The 4,615-nt window shown below is 66.8% G+C and carries 5 protein-coding genes; 1 reads left to right on the forward strand and 4 read right to left on the reverse strand.

Going from position 1 to position 4,615, the window contains the following annotated elements:
• Positions 1-96 precede the first annotated feature (96 nt).
• Positions 97-894, forward strand: coding sequence for an HAD-IIA family hydrolase (locus B1964_RS21700; protein ID WP_006372440.1), 798 nt, complete (start codon positions 97-99; stop codon positions 892-894).
• A 9-nt stretch (positions 895-903) separates the two neighbouring features.
• Here B1964_RS21700 and B1964_RS21705 read toward each other — a convergent pair whose 3' ends face one another.
• The 4 genes from B1964_RS21705 to B1964_RS21720 all read right to left on the reverse strand — a co-directional run bounded on the left by B1964_RS21705 (position 904) and on the right by B1964_RS21720 (position 4,542).
• Positions 904-1,359 (reverse strand): SRPBCC family protein, encoded by a 456-nt coding sequence (locus B1964_RS21705; RefSeq protein ID WP_020172411.1) that lies wholly within the window; start codon positions 1,357-1,359, stop codon positions 904-906.
• Positions 1,360-1,477: 118 nt separating this feature from the next.
• On the reverse strand, positions 1,478-1,909 hold the full coding sequence (locus B1964_RS21710) for a DUF350 domain-containing protein (protein ID WP_079931238.1): 432 nt from the start codon (positions 1,907-1,909) through the stop codon (positions 1,478-1,480).
• A gap of 271 nt (positions 1,910-2,180) precedes the next feature.
• Complete coding sequence (locus B1964_RS21715) at positions 2,181-3,293, reverse strand: acyl-CoA dehydrogenase family protein (protein ID WP_006372443.1); 1,113 nt, start codon at positions 3,291-3,293, stop codon at positions 2,181-2,183.
• A 49-nt stretch (positions 3,294-3,342) separates the two neighbouring features.
• Complete coding sequence (locus tag B1964_RS21720) at positions 3,343-4,542, reverse strand: acyl-CoA dehydrogenase family protein (protein WP_006372444.1); 1,200 nt, start codon at positions 4,540-4,542, stop codon at positions 3,343-3,345.
• Between the last annotated feature and the right edge of the window lie 73 nt (positions 4,543-4,615).

Consider the following 4,615-nt stretch of genomic DNA (forward strand, 5'->3'; position numbering starts at 1 on the left):
CGGTGACCGTACGCATGGCCCCAGCATGCCATCGCCCCCACGGCGCGCACGCACCGCCGACGCGCAGGTTCTCCCCACACACCCTAGATTTGTAGGATGACGCTCGGGTTGCTGATGGACATCGACGGTGTGATGGTCACGTCGTGGAAGGCGCTGCCCGGCGCGGTCGAGGCGGTCCGCATCCTCGCCGATCGCGGCCTGCCGCGGATGTTCTTGACCAACACGACGTCCCGCTCACGCGGTCAGATCGCCGACGCCCTCAACAGCTGCGGGTTCGAGGTGTCGGCCGAGGAGATCCTCACCGCGGCGAAACTCACCGCCGAATACCTCGCACAGACCTATCCGGGCAAGAAGGCGTGGGTACTCAACGAGGGACCGATCGCCGACGACATGACCGGCATCGCCCTCACCGACGACCCGGCACAGGCGCAGGTCGTGGTGCTCGGCGGCGCCGGACCGGTGTTCACACATCGAGCACTGTCGATCGTGCTCGAGCTGATGTTGGCCGGGGTACCGGTGGTGGCGATGCACCGATCGATGATCTGGTCGACCGCCCAGGGGCTGGCCATCGACACCGGCGTCTACCTCGAGGGTCTGGAGAAGGCATCGGGTCGCAAGATCCGCGCCATCGGCAAACCGTCACCACTCGGCTTCCGTGCTGCAGTCGAGATGATGAATCTCGAGCCGACCCAGGTGGTGATGGTCGGCGACGACATGCACAACGACGTCCTCGGCGCGCAGGCGTCGGCGCTGATCGGGGTGCTCGTGCGGACCGGCAAGTTCCGCGAGGAGGCACTCGTCGCCCTGCAACGCGACGAGTTCGGGCCGGTCCCCGACCACGTCATCGACTCGATCGCCGACCTGCCCGCCCTCATCGAGAAACTCGACGGGTGAGGGCGCTACTCAGCCCTCGACGGCGCGCTTGATCTTGCCGAGCGTCTCGGCCATACCGAGTTTCAGCTCGGCCTCGAAGTTCTCGGTGCCGCCCATCAACTTGTCGACGAGCACCGACGACACCGTCGACGTGGTCCCGCCCGGCACCTCGCGACGCTCGGTCACGGTGACCCCGCTCGCCGTCGGCGTGATCGTGTAGCTCCACACGGTGCGGTTCTCGGCGACGCGGAAACCGAGTTCCTGGTTGGGGGAGAAGCGGACGATCTTCGACGTCGTCGGCCACACCAGCGGTCCGCGGCGGTTGACGTTGATCGTCTTGGTGCCCAGGCCCACCGGGCCGCGGACGATCATCTTCACGCACTGCGGACTCCATTCGCCCATGCGCTTGAGGTCGGAGATGACCTCCCACACCTGTTCGGGTGTGGCGTCGATGTCGATGGACTCCTCGATGAGTGGTGCGGCCATGCGGTGATCCCCCTGCGTGGTGTCGGTCCGGCCGGACGGCGCGCGCCGTCCTCTCTGGGGACACTAGGGCACTTATTGAGCAAGCGTCAATAAGCTCATGAGTCACCAGCCCGGGGCGTCAGGCCAGCAGGACCGCCGCGATCACCGCGCCGATACCGAGGAACACCGTCGCGGTCACCCAGATCGCCGGATGCTCGCCGTCGTCGTCGAGCAGCAGGGTGCCGAGCTTGCCGGGGGTGAGCCAGTCGATCAGGACGAACGACCACATCATCACCGCGATGGTCAGCGCGACGTAGACGATGGTGTAGACCAGCCCGCGCCACAGTTCGAGATAGGCGGTGTCGATCACCGAACAGACCATCACCGCTGCCAGTCCGATCACCATCGAGACGGTCAGGATCGTGGCGTTGCGGTTGTGGTCGACCCAGACCAGCTGCCGCAGCCGGCCCGGCGTCACCAGATCGAGGGCGACGAAGCCGACGATCAGCAGCGCGATCCCCACCAGGGAGAACGCCGCACCATGTGCCAGGTTGTCCCGCAAGATCTCCACTGAAACCCTCCCGTTCTCGCACGTCAGCGGCGAACCGCATCCCTGCGGAGAACCCTAGGCCATCACCGGCGCCCGATCGGGCAAGAAGATCAAACCCTGGATGGGCCAAACCCTTCCACGGGTAGCGGGTCGGTTGTGTACTCCCACACCATGACCTGGTTGTTGCGCCTGCTCGAGTCCGAGCACCGGCATCTGCTGAGGGGTGTGGAGAGTTTGTGCCCGGAGGGGGTCGGCGCCACCGATCTCGGCACCGACCCCGTCCGGGTCGAGATCAGGACAGGGCGACCAGATCGTAGGAGTTGACGTTGCGTGCCAGGCTCTGCACGTGCTCGGTCGCGTCGCCGAGGGTGTGGCTGATCGCGGTCAATCGGCTCGTGTAATGGCCGACCGGGTACTCGGCGGTCATCCCGATACCGCCGTGCATCTGGATCGCCTCCTGGCCGATGTGACGGCCTGAGCGGCAGATCTGCAGCTTGGCGCGTGAGGCGATCACCGGGTCGGAGATGCCGTCGGCGAGCGCGGTCGTCGCATACAGGCTCATCGACCGTGCCAGCTCGAGCTGCACGTACATGTCGGCCGCCCGGTGCGTCAGCGCTTGGAAGGTCGCCAGTGTCACCCCGAACTGCTTGCGCGTCTTGAGGTAATCGACGGTCAGGTCGAGTGCGCGTTCCATCGCCCCGACTGCCTCCGCGCACAGCGCGGTCTGGATGCCGACCTCGACGTCGGCGAGCAGTGCCGAGGCGTCGCCGGAACCGAGGCGGGTGGCCGGGGCGCCGTCGAAGACGATCTGAGCGCCTCGACGCCGATCGTGGGTCCGGTAGGCGGTTCGGGTGACGCCCTCGGCGTCGGCGTCGACGAGGTACAGGCCGACCTCGCCGTTCTCGCGCGCCGACACGATCAGCTTGTCCGCGCAATCACCGTGCGGCACCAGCGATTTGGTTCCGGTGAGCTTCCCGTCGGCGGCGGTGGTGGCCACCGCGGCCGCAGGCCAGCGGTCGCCGGCCTCCTGATGGGCGAAGGCCAGGAGCAACTCGCCGCCGGCCAGGCCGCCGAGGAGTTCCTCGCGCAGGTCGCCTTCGGCGGTCGCGACGATCAGCGAGCCCGGGACCAACGCCGCGTCCAGGTACGGCTCGGGTGCCAGCGCTCGGCCGATCTCACCCATGACCGAGGCGAACTCGACGGGGCCCGCTCCGGCGCCGCCGTCTTCCTCGGGAATGGTCAGGCCGAGGATGCCGATGTCGGCCAACGACTTCCAGACGTCGCGGCTCCAGCCCAGCTCGGTGTCGGTGACCTTGCGCAGCGTCTCGACGTCGTAGGTCTTGCTCAGCACGTCGCGGACGGTGTCGCGCAACATCGTCTGTTCTTCGGACAGTTCGAAATCCATGTGTGTTCCTCGTGTGTCGGGAGGTCGAATGGTCGTGTGTGCGGCGCGATTACAGGCCGAGCACGGCCTTGTCGATGATCTGGCGCTGGACCTCCGACGAACCGCCGTAGATGGTCACCTTGCGGTAGTTCAGATAGGTCGGCACCGACAACTGCGCCCACTCCGGGGCCTCGATGTCGGCCGATCCGTTGGGCGCGGCCGGGTCGAGTCCGGCGACCGGAAGCGAATCCGGGCCCGCGATGTCGGCGAGCAACTCCATCGCCTCCTGTTGCAGCTGGCTCCCGCGAAGCTTGAGCAGCGACGACGCAGGGTTGGGCTTGCCGTCGGCCGACGATGCGACCACACGCAGCTGGGTCAGCTCCAGGGCGAGGATCTCGTTCTCGAGTTCGGCGAGGCGAGCGGCGAGGAACGGGTCCTCGATCAGTGGCTTGCCGTCGGCCGCGGTGATCTCACGGGCGAGTTCCTTGGCGCGGGCCAGCTTGGTCTTGGTGTAGCCGACGCGCGCGATGCCGCTGCGCTCGTTGCCCAGCAAGAACTTCGCCTGCGTCCACCCCTGGTTCTCCTCGCCGACGAGGTTCTCCACCGGAACCCGCACGTCGTTGAAGAAGACCTCATTGACCTCGTAACCGCCGTCGATCAACTGGATCGGACGCAGTTCGACGCCGGGGGTGTCCATCGGGAACAGCAGCATCGAGATGCCGGCCTGCTTCTTGACGTCGGGGTCGGTGCGGCACAGGCAGAAGATCCAGTCGGCGAACTGGCCGAGGGTGGTCCAGGTCTTCTGGCCGTTGACGACGTAGTGGTCGCCGTCGCGCACCGCGCGGGTCTTCAGCGACGCGAGGTCCGAGCCCGCCTCGGGCTCGGAAAAGCCCTGGCACCACCAGATGTCGAGATTGGCGGTCTTGGGCAGAAAGCGTTCCTTCATCTCCTGCGACCCGAACTGGGCGATGACGGGCCCGATCATGCCCGCGTTGAACGGCAGCATGTCGGGCACCGACGCGAGGCTCATCTCCTCGCGGTAGATGTGGTGCTGGATCGGGGTCCAGTCCTGGCCGCCCCATTCGGTCGGCCAGTGCGGTACGGCGTAGCCCGCCTCGTTCATGATGCGGGTGGTGGTGACGATGTCCTCGGGGTAGTTCAGCTTCCCGGCGGCCGAGCGTTCGCGCAGGTCCTTGGGGATCGCGGTGGTGAAAAATGTCCGAAGTTCGTCGCGGAAGGCTTCTTCACTTGAACTGAATTTCAGGTGCATGCCTACCTTCATACTCTCCGAGGTCGCGGGCGCAAACCCGGGCCCGGAGATTCGCCCGCCGGCGGGGGGGGGC

Origin of the sequence: Gordonia sp. i37, assembly GCF_002043085.1 — a bacterium.
Classification (GTDB): Bacteria; Actinomycetota; Actinomycetes; order Mycobacteriales; family Mycobacteriaceae; genus Gordonia; species Gordonia polyisoprenivorans.